The following is an 18,216-nucleotide window of genomic DNA, read 5'->3' as shown; positions in this document are numbered from 1 at the left end:
CAGTACGCTGTACCGTACAGCATACGGAATCAGGGTGCGCATAGAATTCGCAGGCGATGACGGAGTACAGCTCGCAGGGAGACCCGGCGCGGAGTCTGGCCCTGCTGTGGCGCACGGGCGAGCGGACCGGGCGCAAGGGCAAGCCGGAGATCGGGGTCGATCGGATCGTGCGCGCGGCGATCGAGGTCGCCGACGCCGAGGGCCTGGCCGCGCTGTCCATGCGCAAGGTCGCCGAACAGCTCGGGGTGGGGACGATGTCCCTGTACACCTACGTCCCGGGCAAGGCCGAGTTGATCGACGTCATGCTCGACACCGCGTACGGCGAGCTGCCCGCACCCGCGGAGGTGCCGGGCGGCTGGCGGGGCAGGCTGGAGCTGATCGCGCGGGAGAACCTGGCGCTCTACCGGCGGCACCCGTGGATGCTGCAGGTGTCGTCGGTCACCCGGCCCCCGCTGGGCCCCAACCTCATCGCCAAGTACGACTACGAGTTGCGGGCGGTCGACGGCATCGGCCTGGACGACCTCGAGATGGACTCGGTCGTCACGTTGCTGAACGGCTACGTGAGCGGCGCGGCGCGGGGCGCGGTGGAGGCGGCGCAGGCGCCGGGGGACACGGGCGTCACCGACGAGCAGTGGTGGTACGCGCACGCGCCCTACCTGGCCAAGGTGTTCGACCCCCGGCGTCATCCGGTCGCCGCCCGGGTGGGTGCGGCGGCGGGCGAGGCGTACAACGCGGCCTACGACCCCGACCAGGCCTTCGAGTTCGGCCTGCAGCGCGTGCTCGACGGCATCGAGGCGTTCGTCGCCGCCCGCACCGCCGGGTGAGGTGCTGTTCAAAGAGTCGGTAGGCCCGCCGGTGGATCCGCGCGTGCCTGCGTGACTACACCCTCGCGTCCGGGGAACCTGCCCTGGCGGAGTCCGCACAGCGGCGCGGAGGGGACGGAGGCACGGCGATGGCGACCACCGCGGGCGAGGCCCGGGCCGGTGTGACGCCGGTCAGTCTGCGGCTGCCGGGCATCGTGCTCGGGGTGGGACTCGGCGGGTTCGTCGACGGCATCCTGCTGCACCAGCTCCTGCAGTGGCATCACATGCTGAGCAGCACCGACAGCGACCGCATCGGGGTGAGGTACTACAACCCCCGCACCGTCTCCGGGCTGGAGATGAACACCGTGTGGGACGGCATCTTCCACGCCGTGTGCTGGCTCGCGGTGCTCGTCGGCCTCGCGATCCTGTACTCCAGGGTCACCCGCGACCGGCGCCGGGTGTGGACCTCGCGGGTGCTGTGGGGGTGGATCCTGGCCGGCTGGGGGATCTTCAATCTCGTCGAAGGCGTCCTGGACCACCACATCCTGGCCATCCACCACGTCCACGGCGGTCCCTATCAACTCTGGTGGGACATCGGTTTCCTCGTCCTGGGCGCGCTGCTGCTCGCCGGGGGCTACCTGCTCGCGCGCAGCGGCCGGTCCTTCGACCCGGCCGAGCTCCCGGCCGAGACCCCGGCGTGACGGACCCCGCGTGATCAACCACGACGTGATGGACCACAGCCTGATGGGTCACGGCACGCACTCCGCGGGTCTGTCCGGCGTGCTGCCGCCGGTCCTCGCCCTGCTCGCCTATCTGCACCTGGTCCGGAGGGCGCGCCGCCGCAACCCGGTCGTGGGCTGGAGCCGGTGGCGTACGGCCGGCTTCGCCACCGGGCTCGCGCTGGTGGCCGTGGCGCTCCTGCCGCCCCTCGCCTCCTTCGCCCACGCCGACTTCCGCGGCCACATGGTCCAGCACATGCTCATCGGCATGTACGCCCCGCTCGCCCTGGTGCTGGGCGCCCCGGTCACCCTGCTGCTGCGGACCCTGCCCGCCGCCGGCGCGCGACGGCTGTCCGCCGTCGTGCACAGCCGTCCCGGCCGGCTGCTGACCCATCCGGCGACCGCCCTGCTGCTGTCCACCGGCAGCCTCGTCGTGCTCTACTTCACCCCGCTCTACAACGCCGTCACGGCCCTGCCCGCCGGGCACTGGCTGCTGCACGCGCACTTCCTGCTGTCGGGCTGCCTGTTCGCGCACGTCATCGCCGGTCCCGACCCCGCGCCCGCCCGGCCCGGCGTCCGGGCCCGCCTGGTCTACCTCGGCTGCGCCATCGCCGCGCACGCGGTCGTCGCACAGCTGATGTACGGCGGCTTCTGGGTGGACGTCCACGCGCCCGTCTCCGAGGTCCGGAGCGGCGCGGAGATCATGTACTACGGCGGCGACATCGCCGAACTCCTCCTCGCGGCCGCCCTCGTCTCCACCTGGCGTCCGGAACGCCGTTCCCGGCCCGTCGCCGGCCGGGCCGTACGGGCCTGAAACGCACCGGCCTGCCGCCGCGATGCGGGGCAGGCCGGTGACAGTGCGGGCCGATGTAGGGAGTGCGACGGCGTCAGGCGCGGCTCGCCACTCGCGTGAGGAGCGGCTGGACCAGACGGGCCGCCAGGGGACCGAAGGCCGCCAGGATCAAGACGTACGTCGCCGCCAGCGCGCCCAGGTCGGGATGGGCGCCGGCGGCCACCGCCAGCCCGGCGATGACGATGTTGAACTCACCGCGGGGGATGAGCGCGATGCCCGCGCGGACCCGTCCGGCGCGGGCGATGCCGGCCCGGCGCGCGGCGTAGATGCCGGTCACCAGTTTGGTGGTCATCGTCACCAGGGCCAGGCCCGCGGCCAGGCCGGCTGCGGGCAGGATCTTGGTGGGGTCGGTCTGCAGGCCGAAGAACACGAAGAAGACCGCGGCGAACAGGTCGCGCAGCGGCGCGAGCAGCGCCTGGGCGTCCTCGGCCAGCTCACCCGACAGCGCGATGCCGACGAGGAACGCCCCGACCGCGGCCGACACCTGCAGCTGCTGGGCCAGCCCGGCCACCAGCAGCGCCAGCCCGACGACCTTGAGCACGAGCACCTCGGAGTTGGGGCTGGCGACGAACGCCTCGATGTAGCGGCCGAAGCGCAGCGCGACCAGCAGGACCACGCTCACCGCGGCGAGTGCGATGGCCACGGTGACCGCCCCGGCGACCAGGCTCAGGCCCGCCAGCATGGCGGTCAGGACCGGCAGGTAGACCGCCATCGTGAGGTCCTCGAACACCAGCAGCGACAGCACCACCGGGGTCTCCCGGTTGCCGATCCAGCCCAGGTCGGACAGGACCTTCGCGGTGATGCCGGAGGAGGTGGCGTAGGTGACGCCGGCCATGGCGACGGCGGCGACCGGTCCCCAGCCGAGGAGCAGCGCCAAGACCGCGCCGGGCGCCGCGTTGAGCACGAGGTCGACCAGTCCGGCGCGGGCGTTGCCCTTGAGGCTGGTCATCAGCTCGTCGGCGTTGTATTCCAGGCCGAGGGTGAGCAGCAGGAGGATGACGCCTAATTCGGCGCCGGTGGCGGTGAACTCCTCGCTGGTGGCCAGAGGGAGGATGCCACCGGTGCCGAAGGCGAGGCCCGCGATGAGGTAGAGGGGGATGGGGGAGATTCCGACGCGCAGCGCCAGTGCTCCGAGGATGCCGAGTCCGAGGACGACGGCGCCGAATTCCAGGAAAAGTATGGCGGTATTGTGCACGCGCTGCCCTCAGCCGCTGGCGAAGATGTCGGCGACGGCGGCGGTGCTTTCCTCGCTGCCCACCACGACCACGATGTCGTCCCCGGTAAGGACGAAGTCGGGGGCGGGACTGGCGAACACGTTGGCGGCGCGGACGACGGCCACGATGGAGGCTCCGGTGCGGGTGCGCACCTGCGCCTCCCCCATGGGACGGCCGGTGTAGGGGGAGCCCGGCGCGATCGGCAGCTGGACGCTGACCAGTCCCTCGACCTCGCGGTGCAGGGCGTTGAGCCGCTGGACGATGCGGGGGGCGCCGAGCAGCTCGACGAGCGCGTCCGCCTCCTCGTCGTTGAGTTTCACTGTCTCGCAGGCCCTGTCGGGATCGTCGGGATCGTAGATCACCAGGTCGCGCCGCCCGGTGCGGTGGGAGACCACCCCGATGCGCCGTCCCGAGCGCGTGGTGAACTCGTGCCGCAACCCGATCCCCGGCAACACCGTCTGCTCGACATCCACGGCGCCGCTCCTCCGCTCTGATAAGTCAACACTTATCCAGGAACCTACCAATAATGGACGTCAGTCTCATTTCGGCCGTCTTCGTACATGTCGTTGCCGATATGGCAAGCTGACGACGTGGACGACGACCTCGAACACGCGCTCGTCTCGGTCGGGCCCCGGCTGCGCGCGCTGCGCCGGCAGCGCGAGACCACCTTGGCCGGCCTGTCGGCGGCGACCGGCATCTCGGTGAGCACGCTGTCGCGGCTGGAGTCGGGCGCACGGCGGCCGACCCTCGAACTGCTGCTGCCCCTGGCCAGGGCCCACGGTGTCACGCTGGACGAGCTCGTCGACGCCCCGCTGACCGGGGATCCGCGCATCCACCTGCGCCCGGTCGTCCGCAACGGCATGACGATGCTGCCGCTGACCCGCCGGGCCGGGGGCATCCAGGCCTACAAGCTGGTGATCCCGGCGGGCAGCGCCAGGAGGACGCCGGAGCCGAAGACCCACGAGGGTTACGAGTGGCTCTACGTGCTCAACGGGCGGCTGCGGATGGTCCTCGGCGAGCAGGATCTGGTGCTGTCACCGGGTGAGGCGGCCGAGTTCGACACCCGGCTGCCGCACTGGTTCGGCGCCGCCGACGCCGAGGCGGTCGAGTTCCTCGTCCTGTTCGGCAGCCAGGGCGAGCGCGCCCACCTGCGCGCCCGCCCGAAGGCGAAGCAGGAGCCTACGCGGGCCGGCGGGCGAGGGTGAGCATGTGGCCGCTGACCCCGAGAAGCGACGGCACGCGTTCCAACGTGCGCTGGGCGTCGAGCATCAGCCTGCGGCGTTCGGGGTCGTCGAGCCAGTCGTTCACGTCGCCATATAGCCAGAAGGCGCCCTCAAGGCCGTATCGCTCGGCGTCGGGGAGCCCCGCGTCGGCGAACTCCCCGGGCACCTCGTCGGGGTCGTGCAGATAGGCGGAGAAACCCTGCACGGGACCCAGCAGGCGGCCGTCCTCCATGGCCTGGCGCGCGGCCCGGCGGTGTGGTTCCTGCTCGTAGACCCCCAGGTAGACCATGTCGTGCACGGCCGCGTAGCGGTTGATGGTGGCGGCGGCCACCAATCCTCCGGGGCGCACCACGCGGCGCGCCTCGGCCAGGGTGGTGACCCGGTCGGCGCGGTCGGCCAAGTGGTAGAGCGGGCCCAGCAGCAGGACCGCGTCCGCGCTCGCGTCCGGCAGGGGCAGGTCGCGTGCGTCGCCCAGCCGCGCGGTCAATCCCGGCAGGGCCGCGGCCCGCTCGACGTGAAGCGGGACCGGGTCCAGCAGTTCCACCTCGTAGCCGTCGGCGACCAGCCATTCGGCGTGCACTCCGGTGCCGCCGCCGACGTCGAGCACCCGGGCGGGCGGTGACGGCAGGGCCCGGCGCAGCACGTCCTGCGTCCGCCACAGCTCCAGCCGGCCCCGTCCCTTACGGAGCCTGCCGTCCTCCTTGCCCTGCTCGTAGTAGGCGAGCACTTCCCGGGTCACCGTCATTGACCGATCACACTCCGGCTGGTGAGGGGGCTGGTCGTGGTGCTGGGCTGTGGTGCGGGGATGGAGGTCAGGCCGCGGTCTCGGCGGGGAGCCAGATCTGGTGGCGGCCCGGCACCTCATGGTAACGGCGCAGCGCGGCCAGGCCGCTGAGCCATCCGGTCCAGGCGGCGTACGGCGGGTTGCCGGTGTCGAAGCCGCTCTGGACGAACGTCAGGCGGGTCTTGCCGCCGCTGTCCTCCAGCTCCCAGGTGACGACGCCCCCCGGTCCCCAATCGGCCGACATGGTCTTGCCGGGGACCAGGTCGATGATCTTCGCGGGGTGCGGGTCGGCGTCCAGGCCGCCCATGGCGAAGCGCCCGCCGACGTACGGCTCGATGCCGATGGGGTATCCGAACCAGTCGCTCGCCTTGTCCGAGTCGACCAGGGAGTCGTACACCTGCTCGACCGGCATGTCGACGACCATCTCGCCGCGGAAGTCGGCGGAGGTGAAGTCGGGCTGGGGGCCGATCTCGCGCCCCTCGACGTAGTCGGCCAGGTTGGACAGCGCCAGCGACCAGAAGGTCTGCAGCACGCCTCGGATGCTCGCCCCGGTGATGACGTCCTGGAAGTCGAAGTGGCTCTGCGACAGGGTCAGGACGGTCGTGTCCTGGGCCTCCTCCGCAAGCGTGATCTCGGTGGTCGTCTCCACGCCGTCCAGCAGCCAGGCGAAGCGCAGCGTGTGGTCGTCGGCGTGCAGGGGGCGCTGATGGGGGGCGTCGCCCTCGGGGGTGCGGCGGCCCCAGAACGCGTAGCGGCCGGGCAGGTCGGCCTCGGCGTGCTCGGCCAGCCACACCCGCATCGCGGCGGGGTCGGTCAGTGCCTGGCGCACCTCCTTCACCGGGGCGGCCAGGCGGACGCGGACGATCATCGGTTCACTCACGGTCGTCTCCCTGGGGGTAGTGGGGATAGCAGGCCACGACGAGCTTGAAGGCGTCGCCTTCGGCGCCGCCGTAGCGGGTGAACAGGTCCTGCAGCGCGGTGCGCAGGTCGGCCAGGAACTGCTGGCGTCGTTCCGGGGGCACGTGCACTTCGCCGGACACGCCGATGGACGGCAGCTCCGGCGCGGTCCGGTCGAGGGCGGCGATGTCGGCCTGCACCTCTTCCATCAGGTCGAGCAGGTAGCCCAGGGTGAGCTCGTCCTGCCGCCGGCGCAGCCCGCCGATGCGGCCCACCAGGCTGGGCGACAGCCAGTAGGAGCGGGCGCTCGCCTGGTAGATGCCTTCGGTGATGCCGCGCACCCGCCGCTCGGAGACCTGGTCGACCAGGCCCGCCTCCACCAGGCGTTTGACGTGGTAGTAGACCCGCTGTGGCGTCTGGTCGAGCACCGCCGCCACCTCGGTGCACGTGCGCGGCTCGGCCAGTTGCCGCAGCACCTCGATGCGCTGCGGTTTGAGCAGCGCCTCGGCCTGCTCGATCTGCTCCAGGTACAGGACGTCTCTCATCGCAAAAACAATGTTGTACGTAAAAATTCTCTTTGTCAATGGGTCGTGGAAGAAGGAAGGGGGCACCAGGCAGGGGGTCGGCTAACCGCGGTCGGCGGCGCGGGTCAGGAACAGGGCCCGCTCCCGCTCGTTGCCGGTCAGGGACGCCGCCCGTTCGAACTCCCGCCGCGCCTCGTCCGCACGGCCCAGCCGGGCCAGCAGGTCGCCGCGTACGGCGGGCAACTGGGGGTAGCCGCGCAGGGCCCTGTCGCCGGCGACGGCGTCGGCGATCTCCAGCCCGCGTGCCGGGTCGCCGGCCATCGCGACCGCGACGGCGCGGTTCAGCTCGACCACGGGGGAGGGCGAGACGTGGGCGAGCACCCGATAGAGGGCGGCGACGCGCTCCCAGTCGGTGTCGCCGGTGCGAGCGGCCCGGGCGTGGCAGGCGGCGATGGCCGCCTGCAGGGCGTACGGGCCGAAGGCGCCGCCGAGCGACTCGGCCCGCTCCAGTGCCTCCAGCCCCCGGCGGATCAGGAGCCGGTCCCACAGGCGCCGGTCCTGATCGGGGAGCAGCACCGGCGCGCCGTCCGGTCCGGTGCGGGCGCGCAGGCGGGAGGCCTGCAGTTCCATCAGTGCGGCCAGGCCGTGCACCTCCGGTTCGCCGGGGAGCAGGCCGGCCAGGAGACGGCCCAGGCGCAGTGCCTCGTGGCAGAGGTCGGGGCGGGTCCAGTCGTCTCCCGCCGTGGCCGAGTAGCCCTCGTTGAAGATCAGGTAGACGACTTCCAGCACCGAGGCCAGCCGCTCGGCCAGGTCGTCGGGGGCAGGCATCTCGAACCTGACTCCTTTGGCGGCCAGGGTGCGCTTGGCGCGGACGATCCGCTGCGCCACCGCCGGCTCGGTGGCCAGGAACGCGCGGGCGATCTCCCCGGTGGTCAGGCCGCCGAGCAGGCGCAGCGTGAGCGCGACCCGCGCCTCGGTGGTCAGCGCGGGATGGCAGGCGGTGAAGACGAGCCGCAGCATGTCGTCGCGGATGTGGTCGTCCATGCCGGCGTCCGGGTCCGGCTGCGGCCTGCTCTCGATGTCACGGCCGATCTCCTGGAGCTTGCGCTCGTAGCGGCTGCGCCGCCGCAGGTGGTCGATCGCGCGGTGTTTGGCGGTGGCCATGAGCCAGGCGCCCGGGTTGTCCGGGACGCCCGCCTCCGGCCACTGCTCCAGCGCGATGAGCAGCGCGTCCTGGGCGAGTTCCTCGGCCAGGCCGACGTCGTCGACGAGGCGGGCAAGCCCCGCGACGAGCCTGGCGGACTCGATCCGCCAGACCGCCTCGATCGCGCGGTGCGCCGCGAGCAGCGCCTCGGTGCCGGTCATCGGAGTGCTCAGCTCACAGGGGCTCAGGCCGTCGGATGTCAGGCCGGGGGCCAGGCAGGGGGACGGTCAGGGGGACGGTCAGGCAGGCGGGGCGAAATCCTCGGGGCCGAGCACCTTGACCACCTCGGCCTGGCCCTCCCAGCCCGCCCACAGGTCGCGGTGCAGGCGCATGAAGCGCGCGGTCCACTCGACCGCCTCCTCCTTCGAGCGCACGTCGTACATGGCGTAGCTGATCAGTTCCTTCGACTCGGTGAACGGGCCGTCGGTCACGCTGAGCTCGCCCTCGGCCATGCGCACCCTCGCCGCGGACGCGCTGGGGGCCAGCCCGGCGGTGTCGAGCAACGCCCCGGCGACGGTCGCCTCCTGGCCGAGCTTGGCGATGGCCTCCATGAGGTCGGCCGGCGGCGGGGTGGCGGGCTGGGCGGCCCTGAGCAGAACCATGTAACGCATTGGTCGTCTCCTTCCAGACAATGATTTATCAGGTAAACGCGGGACGGGTCAGGCGTTCCGGTAGGTGTGCACGGCCAGGGCGCTGATCCAGGACCAGCCGAGCACCACGGCGCCGGTGAAGGCGAGGTTGGCCCAGGCCGCGCCCGCGCCGGAGGCCACGGCCAGGAACCCGGCCGCGAACAGCGCGCCGGTCGCCCGCGAACTCCACGCCCAGGCCGCCCGCCCGCGCCGGGCGAAACGGCGGGCGAGGACGAAGCAGGCCGCGACCAGGCAAGCGAACCCGACGCCGCCGGAGGCCAGGTGCGCGAGGCCGTGCCAGCTCACCTCGCCCGCCGGCACGCCGCGGGGGAAGCCGCCGGCCGGGTCGGCCCGGAAGGCCCCGGCCGCCAGCAGGCTCAGACCGTACACCGCCAGCAGTCGGGGGGCCCAGCCGCCGCCGTGGGCCCGGCGCAGGCCCACGGCGAAGGCGATGGTCATCGCCCCGGCCAGCACGAAGTTCGCGATGTGGATCCAGCCGAGGTCGCCGTTGGCGAGCAGGCTCCAGGCGTGCCGGGACAGGTCGAAGCCGTCCCGGGTCAGGGCCTCGGTCAGCGACACCCCGACGTAGACCGGGCCGGCGATCACGCCGTACCCCAGCAGGCTGCGGGTGACGCTGGTCTCACGGTCGCAGGTGCGGGCGGTGGCGCCGGCGTGAACGGTGGCGGTGGTCATGGGGGTTCTCCCTCCGGCCGGGGCCGGTCCTTCACCGGCCCTTCACCCACGCCTCGAACGGGACGCCCCCGGATCGACACGCCTCCGGGATTTTTTTCAAGATTTTTTCCGGCGGTCTTCGCGGGGAGCGCCATGTCCGGCTATGGGCGCGCGTATGGCCTGGTGAGCGGCGTGATGCCAGGGCGGAGCGGTGGCGCCCGCCACCGGTCACCGGTCGTCAGCGGTCTGTCTTGCGGTCGTCCGCTCGGTGCGGACGAGATGCCGCCCGCCGATCGCGTTGCGGTCGAGGAGCGGCAGTCGGAGGACGAACCGCGCTCCGCGGGGGGAGTCCTCGATGCGCAGGGTTCCGCGATGGGCGTGGGCGATGTCGCGGGAGATCGCAAGCCCCAGCCCGGTGCCGCCGGCGTCCCGGCGCCGCCCCTCGTCCAGGCGGGTGAATCGCTCGAAGACCCGCTCACGGTCGGCGGCCGCGATGCCGTTCCCGTCGTCGGTCACTGTGAGGACCGCCTGGCCGTCGGCGGATCCGACGCAGACCGTGACGCCGGTCGCCGCGTGGCGTCGCGCGTTGCTCAGCAGGTTGCCCACCAGCCGGATCAGTTGGATCCGTGAGCCGTGCACCCACACGTCTCCGGTCGTGTGGATCTCCACCGGTGTGCCGCCGGAGTGGGCGTCCGCCTCCTCGGAGACGAGCGCGGCGAGATCGATCGGCTCGCGCGGCGCCGGCTGACCCCCGCGTAGCCTGGCCATCGTCAACAGGTCCTGCACGATCGCCTCCAGGCGGCCCGTGGCCGACAGCGCCCGCTGGATGGTGTCGCGGGGGTCGACGTGATCGGGGTGGAGCAGCGCTTCCTCCAGTTGGACCCGCAGTCCGGCGATCGGTGTCCTGAGCTCGTGGGAGGCGACGGAGGCGAGCCTGCACTGCTGCTCGGCCGGGCGCAGCGCCCGGCCGATGATCCACCACATCAGGCGGCCGCCCAGCAGGACGATGAGGAGTGCGGCCCCGGCGATGAGGTATTCGAGGCGGTGTGACGCGATAAGGGGCGGCTCGACGGTTCCGGCGTAGACGACGGGAGCGTCGGGGGCCGGCGACACCCGGTTGGCCATGAGCAGGACGCACGGCTCGCCCGGGCGGCACTCCACGCGCCGCTGGAGCCGGTCGTCGGGTGCGGGCCTGAACGTGCTCAGCCGTGGCCGCCCCGTCGCGCCCGGGCTGGCCTCCACGACGCTGCCCCGCGCGTCCACCAACTGGACCAGGTCGACGATGCCGGATACGGAGGTAGGACTCGGCAGCGCGCCGCCGCGCACCTGCGCGCTCCACTGGGCGGCGACCTGCTCGGCGTCGAAGAACACCTGGTCCTGGACCCTGTATCGGATCGCCAGGTCCAGGCTCACGCCGCCCAGGACCGTGAGCAGGAGCAACAACATCGTCGCCGCTGTCGTGTAGCGCGCCTGCATCGAGTGCAGAGACGGCATCGGTCTCACCATTCTCCTGCCGCACCCGGTGGACCACCACCAAGGGCAATTGGACGATTTCGTCCACTTTGGGGTTAGGTGTCCGGTTGTGTCAAATTGGCGACAGGGGTCCTGACGTGGGCTTTCACGTGGTCCAGTGCCATGTCGAGGGCGACCAGGAAGGGCTGTTCGTCCTGCATGGTCTCGGCGAGCAGGTAGCCGCCCTGCAGGGCGGCGATGACGGCGACGGCGAGTTCCGCGGGGTCCGCGCCGGGGTCGAGTTCGCCGCTCTCCCGCATCCGGACGAGACCGTCCGCGAGCAATCCCTGCCACCTGCTGAAGATGGCCGCCAGGGACTGGCGGGCGTCGTCGTAGCAGGAGAGTTCGTTGGCCAGGGAGCCGATGGGGCATCTGTAGGGCACGTCGCGCTCCCGATGGCCCGTCACCAGCGAGTCGCGCCACCTCTCGAGATCCCGCATCGAGCGCACCTGGTCGAGCTGCGGCTTCTGGGAGGAGACCATGCGGCGCTCCCGCATCGCGATCACCTCGGTGATCAGTGCGTCCTTGTCCGGGAAGTAGTGATAGAGCTGCGACTTGCTGATGCCGCAGGCGTCCACCACCTGATCGAGGGTCGTCGCCGTCACCCCCTGCCGGAACATGAGGTCCGCGGCGGTCGCGACGATGCGCTCGCGAGTGGCCGCGCCGCGTGCGGTGAGCCTCGGAGAATCCTTCCTCGGCCCTCGAACGGCCATGTGACAACCCATCTTCGGATGTGGGAGCCCGCCGGAGCCATGCCGGAGGAACAGCCTTGACAACTTAGGACATACCACCACAAACTGGACGAAATCGTCCAGTCCTCCGCCGGGATCACCTGACGGCCGCCCGCGCGGTCACGACCACCCCGGTGTGTGGGGAGGCCGACACCACGCCGGGCGACACCGCGCTCGACGGCCCGCGCCCGCGGGCCGCGAACTCGACTCCCCGACAGTACGACCAGTGGTGGGCAGGAGCGCGGTCATGACAGTGATCTTTCGCGGTGGCAACGGGCACGTACGGGCACTCGCCGGCAGCCTGCGGAGGATCCGCGCCGGGCGGGTCGCCGACGCCCTCCTGATCGGGGTCCCGGCGGCCGTGAAGGCGCGGCGAGCGGGGGACGGGTCGCTGCGAGCGGTGGCGTCCATCCGCCTCGAACTGGACGCCATCAACCTCACGGGTGTGAGCACCGGGGTCTCCGAGACAGACGGGGGTGAGGAGGTCGCCCGGCTCGCCCGGGCCGTCAACAGGAGCTGGAACGGCTGCGCGAGGCCGGCGATCGCGCCGAACGCGCCCGGGAACGGCAGCGGCAGTTCGCCTCGGACGCCTCGCACGAGCTGTGCACCCCCATCGCCGCGCTGCGCATGCGGTTGGAGGAGGCGCAGCTGCATCCGGACGAGACCGATCTGGACGACCTCCTCTGCCACACGTTGCATGACCTGGACCGGGTGCAGGCCATCGTCACCGACCTGCTCCTCCTGACCCGGCTGGGGACCGCGCCTCGGAGAGTGGAGCGGGTGAACCTCGCGGCGCTGGTCCGGGCGGAGGCCGCCCGGCAGGTGGACGGGCGCCACATCCACCTCCGGCTCGATCCCGGCGTGATCGTCGACGGCGATCCCGAGCAGATCATCCGGATGCTCGGCAACCTGCTCGACAACGCCCGGCGGCACGCCGCCCGCACGATACGGATCGGCCTGCGCCGCACGAGGGGCGGCGCCGAGCTGACGGTCGCCGACGACGGAGAGGGCATCCCCCTGGCCGACCGCGAGCGGATCTTTCACCGTTTCGTGCGGTTGGACGCCGCCCGCAGCCGGGACAGGGGAGGCGCCGGCCTCGGCCTGGCCGTCGCTCGCGGCATCGCCTCCGCGCATCACAGCAGCCTCCACGTCGAGGAGTCCGTATGGGGCGGAGCGTGCTTCGTCCTGCGGATGCCGCTCTCGCCGGGCCGCCGCACGTGATCCGCCCGGCCCTGGCGTCAGAGCGCGCGCCGTACTCGTCCGGCACGACCGCGGACGATGGCCGCGTACACGAGCGGGGACGGTGAGGCCCCGCGGGTGGGGATTCCCCTTGAGCTGCCGTCCGACCTGCTCGGACCGGCGCTGGAGCAGCTCGCGATGGCCCATCCCGGCACCCGCGTGCAGGCTCGCCATCTGTCCACGGCGGCGCAACTGGCCGCGCTGCGGGCCGGCGAGCTCGCTGGCCGGGCCCGCCGGACGCCCCGCGAGCCCGGAGGAGATCGCCGAGGCCGTCGTGTTCCTGGCCTCGCCGCGGGCGAGCTTCATCCATGGGACGACCCTTCACGTGGACGGCGGCCGCCCGGCCGTGTGACCGGTGTCCCCGTCCGGCGGCCGGCCGCGTCACGGGCCGGCCGCCGGACGGGGAATGCCAGGTGATGCCCGCGGCCGGACCGGCCAATCCGGGACGGGTCAGGCCGCGTACGCCGCGCTGATCGCGTGGCTGTCCTCATGCATGCGATAACCGGTGATCTTGCCGTCGGCGACGGTGAAGTGCAGGGCGAACTCGTTGAGGAACGACCTGCCGGTCGACAGCACGCGGAAGCGGCTGCGGCCGGTCGTCACCGCGTGCCCGCCCTCGACGAGGGTGGTGTCGATCGTGAACTCCTCGGGGGTGAGCTCGGTGCCCAGCAGCGTGAAGAACTCGGCGATCTCGTCCCTGCCGGATCGGGCCCCCGTCCAGGGCACCTCCGGGTCGCCCGGGACGAGGAAGTCCACCCGGTCGGCGAACAGGTCGAGCAGCCCCGGCATGTCACCGGCGGCGAAGCGGGCGAAGAAGGCGTCGACGACCTCGCGGGTGGTCGGGGGTGTGGCGGTCATGCCGTTTTCCGATCTGTCGTGGCGGTGTGGAGCGAGGCCGGCCGGCAAATCTCCAACTGATCGGTTGGAGTATGGCATGGGTGCGACATAAATCCAACTGGTGAGTTGGAGTTGTGTAGGCTGCCCGTCATGGCATGGGACACCGCCAGGACGAAACGGCTGCTGCTGGAGGCGGCGGTCGAGGAGTTCGCCGAGCACGGACCGCAGGGCGCGCGGGTGGACCGCGTCGCCACGCGTGCGGGGGTGAACAAGGAGCGCATCTACCAGTACTTCGGCGGGAAGCGGCAGCTGTTCACCGCCGTCCTGGAGGCCGAGCTGGCCAGGGTCGCGGGCGCCGTCCCGCTCACCGCCGAGCAGATGGCCGACCTGGGCGAGTACGCCGGGCGCGTGTTCGACTACCACTGCGCCCATCCCCACTTCCTGCGCCTGCTCGCCTGGGAGGGGCTGGAGGACGGCCGGACGGGGGTGGCCGCCGAGGACGAGCGGGCCGCCCACTACGCCGACAAGGTCGCCGCCTTCGCCGCCGCGCGTGAGAACGGCCTCCTCACGGCCGAGGTCGAGCCCGCACACCTGGTCTACGCGGTGTACGCGCTGGCGACCTGGTGGTTCACCGCTCCCCAGGTCGTACGCATGATCATGGCCGGCGCCGAAGGCGACAGCCCGGCTGCGCGGCGCGCCGGGCTGGTCCGGATGGTTCGCCGCCTCACCGCTTCCGCTGAGGACTGATCCGGGACGGGAGCTCGCACGCGTGAGCCGCCACCTCCCGGCGGAAGCCGGGCGCCGGGCGCTCGTTCGGTGGGATACGTTCTAGCTGGGCGCCGGGACGGCGAGCGGCCGCGCGCCCATGGAACACGAGGAGATCAGGCACGTTGCCCGACACGCACGACCGCGGGGACACCCGCGGAAAGGCCCCGGCCGACTCCGGCGGCGGACGGACCGACCTGCGGGCCGACTGCGCGAACTGCTTCGGGCTGTGCTGCGTCGCGCTGCCCTTCGCCGCCTCGGCCGACTTCGCGATCAGCAAGGACGCCGGGCGGCCGTGCCCCAACCTGCGGGACGACTTCCGCTGCGGCATCCATTCGCGTCTGCGGGACAGCGGCTTTCCCGGCTGCACCGTCTACGACTGCTTCGGCGCGGGGCAGAAGGTCTCGCAGGTCACCTTCGGGCGCAGCTGGCGGGACGATCCGCGGACCGCGGCGCGGATGTTCGAGGTCTTCCCCGTCGTACGGCATCTGCACGAGCTGCTGTGGTACCTGGACGAGGCGATGTCCCTGCCGGTGACCCGCCCGATCCACGCCGAGCTGCGCGGCGCGTTCGAGGAGACCGAACGCCTGACCATGGGCACTCCCGACGACCTGCTGGGCGTGGACGTCGCCGCCCACCGCGAGAAGGTCAACGTGCTGCTGCTGCGGACGAGCGATCTGGTGCGGGCGTCGACCGGGGGCCGTGCCGCCGACCGCAGAGGAGCCGACCTCATCGGCGCCCGGCTCAGGAAGGCCGACCTGCGCGGAGCCAACCTGAGGGGCGCCTACCTCATCGGCGCGGACCTGCGCGAGGCCGACCTGCGCGGCGCGGACCTCATCGGGGCGGACCTGCGCGGGGCCGACCTCGGCGGCGCCGACCTCACGGGGAGCGTCTTCCTCACCCAGGCCCAGGTGAACGCGGCCAGGGGAGACGACGCCACGAAACTGCCCCCGGCCCTCACCCGTCCGGCGCACTGGTCGGGCCCGGCGGCCCGCCCGGCCGCCGCGGCGGGCCGGGCCGTCGCCCGCCGCCCGCGCCCCCGCCGAGGGGGCGGATAGAGACTCCTTACCGGCGGCTAGGGTGTCCTCCTGTCGCCGGCCGAGGCGGGCGGCGAGCCCGGGGTCTTCTCGCGGATGTGCCAGGTCTCTCCTGGGCACATGGGCCGCCCGTAGGTGTAGCGCTTCCCGGTCTCCGTCGTCGCCGTGAACCGGTCGTCGGGCAGGGGAGTGACCCGGCAGTGGTTTGGCAGCGGAATGGTTTCGGTGGATCGGCCGGGAGGAAGGCTGGCGTACACGCCGCCGTCCCAGGTGACCACAACGTTCTCGCCAGTTTCATTGACGATCAGGAAGATCTCGTCCCGGTAGGGCTGGCACGCGGCCAGGGCGAAGGTCACCAGGACCACCGCCCCGGCCAGCGGCCGAATGCGCAAGCGGCTCGCGCGTGATGCCACGTGTCCTCGTCTCTGCCGGCTACGTGTTCTTGGAGAAGAACGCCGATGGGGTAACCCTGCCTGACGAAGGGCCGAGAGCGGCGGCGAGGTCGTCCAGGTGCGCGGCCACCGGGCCGAGCGTCAGCACGCCGCTGCCCGCCCCGGCCAGCTCGCCCGCGGCGGGCAGCAGCGCGGCGTGGGCGCGTTCCATCGTCGTGCGGTCCCCGAGTGTGCGGGCCGCCCGGGCGGCGAGGCACCACAGGGCCTCCGTCAGCAGGTCGTGCGGCGGCTCGGGCAGGGCGCGCAGCGCTGCGGCCGCCTCGGCGCGGCGGTCGCGCGCCAGCAGAACCAGAGGCCGGGCCCACGGCGCGTACGGCCCCCAATCGGCATGTTCGACGTCGGGCGGGGGCTGCCCGTGCCGCAGGCGCAGGCACAGCAACGCGAGCGGCAGCAGGCCGCGCTCCATGCCGGGCATGCCGGCGCCGTCCAGCCGGGCGGCGGCCTCCCGGTAGGCGGCCTCGGCCTCCTCCGCCGTCGCCCGGCCGGTCGCGTCCAGGCGCAGCGCCCGATACCACGCGGTGAACACCCCCACCAGGGGCCGCTCGTGCCGTACGGCCAGGCGCTCGGCCTCGGCGGCGTGGGCGTCGGCGGTCGTGAAGTCCGCGAGCGCCGACCTGGCCTGCATCCGGATGAGATGCCCGAGCACCTCGAAGGTGACCAGGCCCTGCCGGGCGGACAGCTCCACCAGTTCGGCGCCGATCTCGTCGCGGCGGGCGGCCAGGCCCGTTCGATCGAAGGTCTGCATGAACAGGCCGCTCAATGCGAACGCCAGCAGCGCGGGGTCGTTCAGTCGGCGGGCGATCTCCTCGGCCTGCCGCGCCGCCCGCGGCCCCTGGCCGGAGCGGTCGCCGCGCGACTCCAGCGCGATCGTGGCCAGCAGGCGGGCCCGGGCCGCCTCGTGACCGGCGGCCGCGTGACCGGGGACCAGCGCGGCCAGCGTGCGCCCGGCCGCCGCCACGATGCGCGCCGCCTGCCCGGGGTCGTCGGACCGGGTCCAGATGGCCGGGACGTCGAAGGCGCCGATCACCCTGGCGGTCAGCTCCGCGTCGCCGAGTTCCTCGGCCGCCTCGACGGCGGCCACGCGGTGCTCGCGCGCCGCCCGCAGGCCGCCGCCCCCGGTCACGGCGAGATCGCGCAGCAGTCCTGCCGTCGTCTCAAGGCGGGCCCGCGCCCCGGAGGCGACCGCGCGGTCGTAGGCGGCGGTCGCCTCGGCCCACACCCGGTCGGCCGCGCCGCGCACCGAGGAGTCGAGATGATCGGCCTGGCGCAGGATGTCGGTCTCCAGGCGGCGCAGCCCCGGGCCCGGGTCCACTCCCAGCTCGTCCACCAGCAGTGCCCGCGCCCGGCGCAGCACGGCGAGCGCGTCGCCCTGCCGCCCGCTGCGGTACAGCGCGAGCGCGAGCAGCCGCCAGGCCTCCTCCCGCCAGGGGTGCCCGGCCGCGTGCGCGTCCAGGTCGGGCACCGCCTCGGCCGCCCGTCCCAGGGCCAGCCGCATCTCCGCGTGACGCTCGACCGCGTGCAGCCGGAGCTCGGCCAGGCGGGAGCGCTCGGCGCGGGCCCAGTCCTGGTCGGCGAACTCCGCGTAGGCGGGGCCGCGCCACCACCCCAGCGCCTCCTCCAGCCGTCCGAGCCCGTCTTCGGGGGACAGATCCGCGGCGGCGGCCACCGCGTGTTCGAAGCGCCAGGCGTCCACCGTGTCGGCGCCGGCCCGCAGCGCGTACCCCGGTCCCTCGGTGACCAGCAGCCGTGCGGGGGTGCGGGGCGGCCGGTCGGGTTCCAGGGCGCGGCGCAGCGCCGCGACGAACGTCCGCACGGCCCCGACCGCGCCCGCCGGCGGTTCGTCCCACAGGTCGTCGATCAGGCGGGTGACCGGGACGACGCGGCCGCGGGCGACGATCAGCCGGGCCAGCACCGCGCGGTGCCGCGGCCCCTTCAGGGCGATCGCGCCGCCGGTGCCGTCCCAGGCCGTCACCGGCCCCAGCACTCCGAACGCGATGCCCACCTGCGGCCCCCTTTCCGCGCGTACCCCCAGGTCAAAGCAACTGCCACGGTAGCGCGCTGATCGGATGCTCATTCACGCCCGGCAGCCTGGGGGCATCTGATCCCGTACAGAAAGGGGGC

Annotated in this window: 21 protein-coding genes; 8 read left to right on the top strand and 13 right to left on the bottom strand. The window is 72.7% G+C overall.

Annotated elements, in window-relative coordinates; translation table 11 throughout:
* Window positions 1–56 precede the first annotated feature (56 nt).
* The 3 genes from FH610_RS03240 to FH610_RS03230 all read left to right on the top strand — a co-directional run bounded on the left by FH610_RS03240 (window position 57) and on the right by FH610_RS03230 (window position 2,336).
* The gene (locus FH610_RS03240; protein ID WP_139572707.1) at window positions 57–824 is read left to right on the top strand and encodes a TetR/AcrR family transcriptional regulator; all 768 of its coding nucleotides are present in this window, start codon (window positions 57–59) and stop codon (window positions 822–824) included.
* Between the two features lie 128 nt (window positions 825–952).
* Window positions 953–1,504 (top strand): DUF2243 domain-containing protein, encoded by a 552-nt coding sequence (locus FH610_RS03235; RefSeq protein WP_139572704.1) that lies wholly within the window; start codon window positions 953–955, stop codon window positions 1,502–1,504.
* Window positions 1,505–1,514: 10 nt separating this feature from the next.
* Complete coding sequence (locus FH610_RS03230) at window positions 1,515–2,336, top strand: cytochrome c oxidase assembly protein (RefSeq protein ID WP_240808715.1); 822 nt, start codon at window positions 1,515–1,517, stop codon at window positions 2,334–2,336.
* A gap of 73 nt (window positions 2,337–2,409) precedes the next feature.
* Here the strand turns inward: FH610_RS03230 and FH610_RS03225 are convergent, their stop codons facing one another.
* Both FH610_RS03225 and FH610_RS03220 read right to left on the bottom strand, forming a co-directional pair.
* The gene (locus tag FH610_RS03225) at window positions 2,410–3,570 is read right to left on the bottom strand and encodes a cation:proton antiporter (protein WP_139572703.1); all 1,161 of its coding nucleotides are present in this window, start codon (window positions 3,568–3,570) and stop codon (window positions 2,410–2,412) included.
* Window positions 3,571–3,579: 9 nt separating this feature from the next.
* Window positions 3,580–4,062 (bottom strand): cation:proton antiporter regulatory subunit, encoded by a 483-nt coding sequence (locus tag FH610_RS03220; RefSeq protein ID WP_139572701.1) that lies wholly within the window; start codon window positions 4,060–4,062, stop codon window positions 3,580–3,582.
* A 117-nt stretch (window positions 4,063–4,179) separates the two neighbouring features.
* On the opposite strand from FH610_RS03220, the gene FH610_RS03215 reads away from it, so the two are divergent.
* Entirely contained in the window at window positions 4,180–4,794 is a 615-nt protein-coding gene (locus tag FH610_RS03215; protein ID WP_182903789.1) for a helix-turn-helix domain-containing protein, read from the top strand.
* On the opposite strand, the gene FH610_RS03210 is transcribed toward FH610_RS03215, so the two are convergent.
* The 8 genes from FH610_RS03210 to FH610_RS03175 form a co-directional block, all read right to left on the bottom strand.
* Window positions 4,769–5,557 carry a class I SAM-dependent methyltransferase gene (locus tag FH610_RS03210; RefSeq protein ID WP_167538664.1) on the bottom strand — a complete coding sequence of 263 codons (789 nt, stop codon included), beginning with the start codon at window positions 5,555–5,557 and terminating at the stop codon, window positions 4,769–4,771. The two genes, FH610_RS03215 and FH610_RS03210, sit on opposite strands and share 26 nt — an antisense overlap.
* A gap of 67 nt (window positions 5,558–5,624) precedes the next feature.
* Window positions 5,625–6,476 carry an SRPBCC family protein gene (locus FH610_RS03205; protein ID WP_139572696.1) on the bottom strand — a complete coding sequence of 284 codons (852 nt, stop codon included), beginning with the start codon at window positions 6,474–6,476 and terminating at the stop codon, window positions 5,625–5,627.
* Window positions 6,469–7,038, bottom strand: coding sequence for a winged helix-turn-helix domain-containing protein (locus tag FH610_RS03200; protein WP_139572693.1), 570 nt, complete (start codon window positions 7,036–7,038; stop codon window positions 6,469–6,471). The genes FH610_RS03205 and FH610_RS03200 overlap by 8 nt, the downstream gene beginning before the upstream one ends.
* Window positions 7,039–7,119: 81 nt before the next feature.
* On the bottom strand, window positions 7,120–8,382 hold the full coding sequence (locus tag FH610_RS03195) for an RNA polymerase sigma factor (RefSeq protein WP_139572691.1): 1,263 nt from the start codon (window positions 8,380–8,382) through the stop codon (window positions 7,120–7,122).
* 78 nt (window positions 8,383–8,460) lie between these two features.
* Window positions 8,461–8,832, bottom strand: coding sequence for a YciI family protein (locus FH610_RS03190; protein ID WP_139572689.1), 372 nt, complete (start codon window positions 8,830–8,832; stop codon window positions 8,461–8,463).
* 48 nt (window positions 8,833–8,880) lie between these two features.
* Entirely contained in the window at window positions 8,881–9,543 is a 663-nt protein-coding gene (locus FH610_RS03185; RefSeq protein ID WP_139572687.1) for a DUF998 domain-containing protein, read from the bottom strand.
* Window positions 9,544–9,750: 207 nt separating this feature from the next.
* Window positions 9,751–11,016 carry a sensor histidine kinase gene (locus tag FH610_RS03180; RefSeq protein ID WP_161627898.1) on the bottom strand — a complete coding sequence of 422 codons (1,266 nt, stop codon included), beginning with the start codon at window positions 11,014–11,016 and terminating at the stop codon, window positions 9,751–9,753.
* A 74-nt stretch (window positions 11,017–11,090) separates the two neighbouring features.
* Window positions 11,091–11,747, bottom strand: a complete 657-nt coding sequence (locus tag FH610_RS03175) for a TetR/AcrR family transcriptional regulator (RefSeq protein WP_205825496.1) — start codon at window positions 11,745–11,747, stop codon at window positions 11,091–11,093.
* A gap of 534 nt (window positions 11,748–12,281) precedes the next feature.
* Here FH610_RS03175 and FH610_RS03170 point away from each other — a divergent pair.
* The gene (locus FH610_RS03170) at window positions 12,282–12,986 is read left to right on the top strand and encodes a sensor histidine kinase (protein WP_338104513.1); all 705 of its coding nucleotides are present in this window, start codon (window positions 12,282–12,284) and stop codon (window positions 12,984–12,986) included.
* 109 nt (window positions 12,987–13,095) lie between these two features.
* Window positions 13,096–13,356, top strand: coding sequence for an SDR family oxidoreductase (locus tag FH610_RS45830; RefSeq protein WP_240808714.1), 261 nt, complete (start codon window positions 13,096–13,098; stop codon window positions 13,354–13,356).
* A 98-nt stretch (window positions 13,357–13,454) separates the two neighbouring features.
* Here the strand turns inward: FH610_RS45830 and FH610_RS03160 are convergent, their stop codons facing one another.
* Entirely contained in the window at window positions 13,455–13,862 is a 408-nt protein-coding gene (locus FH610_RS03160; protein ID WP_139572678.1) for a nuclear transport factor 2 family protein, read from the bottom strand.
* Between the two features lie 129 nt (window positions 13,863–13,991).
* Here FH610_RS03160 and FH610_RS03155 point away from each other — a divergent pair, with 129 nt between their 5' ends.
* A complete protein-coding gene (locus FH610_RS03155) occupies window positions 13,992–14,588 on the top strand; it encodes a TetR/AcrR family transcriptional regulator (RefSeq protein WP_139572676.1) in 597 nt (198 codons plus the stop codon).
* Window positions 14,589–14,803: 215 nt separating this feature from the next.
* Complete coding sequence (locus tag FH610_RS03150; RefSeq protein WP_240808725.1) at window positions 14,804–15,664, top strand: pentapeptide repeat-containing protein; 861 nt, start codon at window positions 14,804–14,806, stop codon at window positions 15,662–15,664.
* A 17-nt stretch (window positions 15,665–15,681) separates the two neighbouring features.
* Here the strand turns inward: FH610_RS03150 and FH610_RS03145 are convergent, their stop codons facing one another.
* Both FH610_RS03145 and FH610_RS03140 read right to left on the bottom strand, forming a co-directional pair.
* The gene (locus tag FH610_RS03145) at window positions 15,682–16,056 is read right to left on the bottom strand and encodes a hypothetical protein (protein WP_152313691.1); all 375 of its coding nucleotides are present in this window, start codon (window positions 16,054–16,056) and stop codon (window positions 15,682–15,684) included.
* A 19-nt stretch (window positions 16,057–16,075) separates the two neighbouring features.
* On the bottom strand, window positions 16,076–18,097 hold the full coding sequence (locus tag FH610_RS03140) for an AfsR/SARP family transcriptional regulator (protein ID WP_139572670.1): 2,022 nt from the start codon (window positions 18,095–18,097) through the stop codon (window positions 16,076–16,078).
* Between the last annotated feature and the right edge of the window lie 119 nt (window positions 18,098–18,216).

It is taken from the genome of Microbispora catharanthi, from assembly GCF_006334915.2.
Taxonomy (GTDB): Bacteria; Actinomycetota; Actinomycetes; order Streptosporangiales; family Streptosporangiaceae; genus Microbispora; species Microbispora catharanthi.
The sequence above is the reverse complement of the archived record's forward strand: the minus strand, read 5'-3'. Positions and strand labels throughout refer to the sequence as shown.

Excerpts from the sequence above, each read along its gene's own strand:
- FH610_RS03240 (WP_139572707.1), top strand. The coding sequence starts at position 57 with ATGACGGAGTACAGCTCGCAGGGAGACCCGGCGCGGAGTCTGGCCCTG.
- FH610_RS03235 (WP_139572704.1), top strand. The coding sequence starts at position 953 with ATGGCGACCACCGCGGGCGAGGCCCGGGCCGGTGTGACGCCGGTCAGT.
- FH610_RS03210 (WP_167538664.1), bottom strand. The coding sequence starts at position 5,557 with ATGACGGTGACCCGGGAAGTGCTCGCCTACTACGAGCAGGGCAAGGAG.
- FH610_RS03200 (WP_139572693.1), bottom strand. The coding sequence starts at position 7,038 with ATGAGAGACGTCCTGTACCTGGAGCAGATCGAGCAGGCCGAGGCGCTG.
- FH610_RS03195 (WP_139572691.1), bottom strand. The coding sequence starts at position 8,382 with ATGACCGGCACCGAGGCGCTGCTCGCGGCGCACCGCGCGATCGAGGCG.
- FH610_RS03190 (WP_139572689.1), bottom strand. The coding sequence starts at position 8,832 with ATGCGTTACATGGTTCTGCTCAGGGCCGCCCAGCCCGCCACCCCGCCG.
- FH610_RS03185 (WP_139572687.1), bottom strand. The coding sequence starts at position 9,543 with ATGACCACCGCCACCGTTCACGCCGGCGCCACCGCCCGCACCTGCGAC.
- FH610_RS03180 (WP_161627898.1), bottom strand. The coding sequence starts at position 11,016 with ATGCCGTCTCTGCACTCGATGCAGGCGCGCTACACGACAGCGGCGACG.
- FH610_RS03175 (WP_205825496.1), bottom strand. The coding sequence starts at position 11,747 with ATGGCCGTTCGAGGGCCGAGGAAGGATTCTCCGAGGCTCACCGCACGC.
- FH610_RS03160 (WP_139572678.1), bottom strand. The coding sequence starts at position 13,862 with ATGACCGCCACACCCCCGACCACCCGCGAGGTCGTCGACGCCTTCTTC.
- FH610_RS03155 (WP_139572676.1), top strand. The coding sequence starts at position 13,992 with ATGGCATGGGACACCGCCAGGACGAAACGGCTGCTGCTGGAGGCGGCG.